General features: G+C 38.7%; 4 protein-coding genes. All 4 read right to left on the bottom strand.

Going from position 1 to position 4,980, the window contains the following annotated elements; genetic code table 11:
- Positions 1-17: 17 nt before the first annotated feature.
- From DW826_RS17455 to DW826_RS17440, 4 genes are read right to left on the bottom strand one after another with little or no spacing between them, the layout of a single operon-like run.
- The gene (locus DW826_RS17455; RefSeq protein ID WP_117553317.1) at positions 18-218 is read right to left on the bottom strand and encodes a hypothetical protein; all 201 of its coding nucleotides are present in this window, start codon (positions 216-218) and stop codon (positions 18-20) included.
- Positions 219-246: 28 nt separating this feature from the next.
- Positions 247-1,512: a DUF6070 family protein gene (locus DW826_RS17450; protein ID WP_117553316.1), complete on the bottom strand. Its 1,266-nt coding sequence runs from the start codon at positions 1,510-1,512 to the stop codon at positions 247-249.
- Positions 1,512-2,753 carry a DUF6070 family protein gene (locus DW826_RS17445; protein WP_117553315.1) on the bottom strand — a complete coding sequence of 414 codons (1,242 nt, stop codon included), beginning with the start codon at positions 2,751-2,753 and terminating at the stop codon, positions 1,512-1,514. Before DW826_RS17445 ends, DW826_RS17450 begins: the two co-directional genes overlap by 1 nt.
- The gene (locus DW826_RS17440; protein WP_117553314.1) at positions 2,701-4,812 is read right to left on the bottom strand and encodes a penicillin-binding transpeptidase domain-containing protein; all 2,112 of its coding nucleotides are present in this window, start codon (positions 4,810-4,812) and stop codon (positions 2,701-2,703) included. The genes DW826_RS17445 and DW826_RS17440 overlap by 53 nt, the downstream gene beginning before the upstream one ends.
- Between the last annotated feature and the right edge of the window lie 168 nt (positions 4,813-4,980).

Here is a 4,980-nt window from a genome sequence, read left to right as displayed (position 1 = left end):
TTTTTTAGCCACAAGTGTTACAAAAAAGCTTGACCACAACATTTCTCAGCGCTTTTTGTTTCCTCCGTGGAAGATACTTCTTCCGTATCTTCCACAAGAGTTTCACCCACAACACTCTTTTCTTTTCCGCAGGCACATACGAAACACCCAATCAGAAATACCATAATCAGTAGAATACTTTTTTTCTTAAATAAAACCGTAGGTTTTGTTTTTACCATTAAAATCATCCTTTCGTTCAAAGCACATTTAGTGTGCTTTTGCTATCGGCGGCAGTTCCAATTCTATTTGCTCTATGGAATTAGAAAGATATCTGAACGTTCCATCTTCAAATGGTTGGACCACAACCGTGTTTCTAAAAGCGAGATCGGAATTATAATCCGGCCATACTCCATCAACGATAAGCGTAATTGTTCCATCCGCATTTTCTGTATAATCAACCACCTCTCCAAAGGGCGGATATGGGCTGGCATAAATCATTTCATATTCATAACTGTTGCTGCCCTCATCATATCCACAATGCTCTCTCAACTGTTCCACCGATACAGGAAAATAGGTGGTCATAATCTTTTCAAATTCCTCTGCCGAAATTTTCCAATCTTCCGTTTTCAAATTTTCACCTGTATAAATCCGATAAATATCTTCATACATACAAGGCTTCAGTATGTCCTCCACATTATTACTGTCCCAGTTTGTGACAAGCACGTTGTAATTCACATAGCTTAGTCCCGATATGTATTTTTCCGTCAATTTCCGGCAGTCTTCCGGAAGTGGTTCTATTCTCCAATACTGTCTCAAACTTGCATGTGCAATCACATATTCATATGCATAGATAAAATACCCTTTTTCAGTAAGTTTGATTTCAGCCACATTACTTACCGAAGTTCCCTGTATTTCAGGCACTCCACCTTCCTTCCAACGAACTCCTATATAATAAGTCTGCAACTTACCTTTCCGATAAATAAAGGTAACTGCTCCAATCAGCCCATCTCTATGCACTTCGAATACCGTAACCATCGAGTCCCGTCCATCCAAGTAATCTGCATAGAATGCTTCGATTGCTTCATGATTTTGCATAGCAGTATCTTCTTCAACACTTACCAGACCTCTTTTTCCCAAGGCTTCCACTACGACCTTTCTCTGTTCGCCAGAAAACTCACTGATACCGGAAGAATAGTTTGCTGCATCTGCAATTACGAAATCCTTATATATTACGCTGACTGATTCGGCTGCTGACAACACCTTACTTTGTAATTGTTCCTTTTCCTCATCTGAAATGAGGCAATCACTGGATTGTGGAATGAACCAATATGCTGACTCTGTAGAAGTTTCCGCATCTTCTTCTATTGATGCTTCACTATTTTCGATTTCTACAGGAGGCTCCCATACTTCCTCTGCCACTTTTCGTTCCTCTGTATGCAGTTTTCCCCAACAGATCACCCCGGCTATAACAGCAAACAACAATATCAAAATTGGTAGTCCACACTTTTTAAGCAACCAGTTCACATCTTCCATCATTCGCCTCCATATATTTCTTCCCATTCTTCGGCTGTCAAACGAGGGGTATTCCATGTTTCTCTGTAATTGTCCTCAGACGGTATAATTCGGTTAGACACATACTGTACGCTTCCATTCTCCAATGGACGAACCACAACCTCGTGGGCATATACCTTGGAATCACCCGCATAAGGAAACACCACATTGGCGGTCAGCGTAAGTGTTCCATCGCTGTTTTCTGTAAATCCGACTACCTCTGAATATGGGTATTCCGGATACTCTACTTCCTCAAATCCTCTCGGTTTATATTCATAGGTTTCATCCTCTGCATAATAGATGGTTTTGGACTGTAATGTTTCACTATCAATATTGAAATATGCCATGATGACGCTTTCAAAGTCATCCTTGGGAATTCGATAAACAGCACCAACTCCCAAATTGTCATCTGCAACATAAGGGGTGTATGTCCCATTTATTTTTTGATAAAGAAGATCATACATATCATAGAAATTCAAATCCCCAAAATCATCCTCGCTCCAATCTACAATGAACATATTATTCTGTTCAAAGCCGATTGGAAGAAGATACTTCCGACTCAACTCTCTGTATGTTTCATCCAAAGGTTGTACCCGTAATGCAGTATGCTCCTCCGCTCCGCTCAATGTCAGTACATATAATTCTTCCGAAAACCAAACTCCTGAAAACATAAGATAACCGTCTTCTGTATAATTCCAATACTCCGCCTGATAACTTCCAGTAACCTCCCTATACATATCTCCGTTTTCGTACTTGTAATAACTTCTGACCACGTCTACTTTTCCGTCTTTTGTGTGCAAATCGTATTTTACAAATCCGCCCAAATAGCTAACTTCAAGAATCGTTATTTCTGCTTCCTCCTGTGCATCCACCTTTTCGCAGAATTCCACTACCTTCTCTGGTTCCGTCATGTTAATTTGATTTCTGCTGTCAACAGCCGGATATCCATTTTCTCCAAACTGATTTACAATAATACGAACCGTTTCTAAATCTGCTATTTTATTCTCCTCTGAAGCTTTTTTATACAGCTGCGAACATATTTCTATAATCTCATCTTCATTGTCCTTCACATTTTGTTGTTGATCTTGTACTGCAATTTCACTTTCTACTACTTGCTCATCTTCCAAATGTGTATCACTACACCCAGAAACGCTAAGCAACATCATAATACTAATTGCTATGAAACCAATCCTCCAATACTGCACTGTCCTTTTTAACGACATAGCCGCTTCCTCCTCTTCCTTTTACATCTTCAACCATGCTGATAATCAATATAGGATGTTCCACTGTTTCCTCCGTCGAATAGATAGCAAACCATCCCAGTTCCGTACCTGAAGTATCATCCTTCGATGCCTTAATCTCTGCGGTACCAGTTTTTCCTGCCAAAACAACATCATCACGATGAGCTGCATATCCGGTTCCATGAGAATCATTCACAACTTTTTTTGTGCCTTCTAATACTTGGTTTGCTGTTTCCTTAGAAAATGCTCCCGGCATCCAAAACGTAACAGTCGCTTTAGCCTGATATACCAGATAAGGTTTTATAATATTTCCCTCATTACAGAAAGCAGAATAGATACATGCCATATGCAAAGGATTTACCAAAACCTGTCCTTGTCCATAACCACTGTCTGCTAATTGTATTTCCGTTTCAATGTTTTCTGTATTAGAGTATTGTGATTTTGCCATCTTAATATCAAATGGAATCTCTTCATTAAATCCCAGTTCCGTCAATGAGCTTTCCATCTCTTCTGTACCAATTTTTAATGCAGCTTTTGCAAAATAAATATTATCTGAATAAATTAATGCATTCTCTAAAATGACAGGTTCATATGTATGAAGTGTAGTCACACAATAAGAACCCCATGAAGAATCTTTTTGCCAACTTAACCCTTCATTTCCATAGTCCTCCATCGGATCAATTGCTTCTGATTCCAACCCAATTGCTGCAATTATCGGTTTGAAAGTCGATCCAGGACACCATACCTGTCGAAAGCGATTATACATCGGCTTATTCTCGTCCTCGTTCAGTGCAGTCCACTGTTCATTAGATAACCCCATGATGAAATCATTATTATCATAGGACGGTGTACTGACCAAAGCCAAAACTTCTCCTGTATACGGGTTCATTGCTACAGAACAACTTTTATCTTCTTTAAACTGCTCATATAATGACCTCTGAAGTTCAGCATCTATAGTTAGTTGTATGTCCTTTCCATCCTGTACAAATATGCTCGCAAGTTCCGCTTTCTTGTTCCCATCAGAATCTACAATATAAATGTCGCAGCCGTTTTGTCCTTTCAGTTCTTTTTCAAATAAACCTTCCATTCCGCTTTTACCCATTACGCTATTGGCTGTATATCCCTCTCCCGCATGGTTCTCTAAATCTTCTGCGGTAACACTCTGTACATAACCTACTAAATGCGCAGCTGCCTCACCTAATGGATACTCTCGCACCTCAGTGTCAGATATCATCACTCCCGGAATTTCAAGCAATTTTTTTTGTCTTTCATTCTCTTTCAACACCTCTTCATCCGGCTCGATTTTCATTAACTCAATTTCTGCCACTTTAGGAATCGTTTTAATTGGTACAAAGGAATCTTCTTTTACCCACTTTGCAGACAGTTTCTTTTCAATCACTTCTGGTTCAATTTCCAACAACTCTGCTATTTGCTGAATAGCTTCATCTCTATCTTCCAATTTTCCCGGTACAATTCCAACCGAAGATGCAACGCCTTTTCCGGCAAGAACCCGCCCATTTCTATCCAAAATATCCCCTCGATTTGCCTGCGTGGTAGAAATCTTTACCTTGTCTGTTGAACCTAATTCTGGAAAGATCAGTGAATCGTCCCATACCAACTCATATCCATCTTCCCCCTTCAGAAAAATTGCCTCATTCTCAAAACTGATATTACCTGCTACCGTATCAAAAGAAGTTTGATAAGTTACTGCTTTTCGTTCCTCATCATATGCTGTAACTTCAATCTCCATATTGTCCACTTCAATACCTTCATAAATAGCCGAATTTCGCTTTACAAAAACATCCTGACTTATATTTCTTGATGCTTCAATATTTAACATCGCATACATTTCTTCATACTCCTGCTTTGGAATATGATTCATATATTCAACTAAAAGTTCTTCTGGAGAAACCAATGTATTTTGCTTTCTATACAAAATGCCAATACATACAATAGCTCCAATAAACGTTATTCCCAACACAAATACCGTCAAACAAATTGTCGTTCTTTGTTTCTTTTTCCTTCTTACTCTACGCTTCACCTTTGTCTAACCTCCGTTCTTTACAAAATATATTTCCTACTCGCCTTTAATATTACACTTGTAAGATTTTAAACTAAAAAAATTTCTCTCGTATTAAATATTACACCCGTAATATTTTTGTGTCAAGCTAATATAACCTATTGTGCTATTTCAAATAAAACGTTTAAA

The organism is Clostridium sp. AM34-11AC (genome assembly GCF_003435375.1).
Classification (GTDB): Bacteria; Bacillota; Clostridia; order Lachnospirales; family Lachnospiraceae; genus Pilosibacter; species Pilosibacter fragilis.
This window is presented reverse-complemented; position numbering and strand designations above follow the sequence as displayed.

Excerpts from the sequence above, each read along its gene's own strand:
- DW826_RS17455 (WP_117553317.1), bottom strand. The coding sequence starts at position 218 with ATGGTAAAAACAAAACCTACGGTTTTATTTAAGAAAAAAAGTATTCTA.
- DW826_RS17450 (WP_117553316.1), bottom strand. The coding sequence starts at position 1,512 with ATGGAAGATGTGAACTGGTTGCTTAAAAAGTGTGGACTACCAATTTTG.
- DW826_RS17445 (WP_117553315.1), bottom strand. The coding sequence starts at position 2,753 with ATGTCGTTAAAAAGGACAGTGCAGTATTGGAGGATTGGTTTCATAGCA.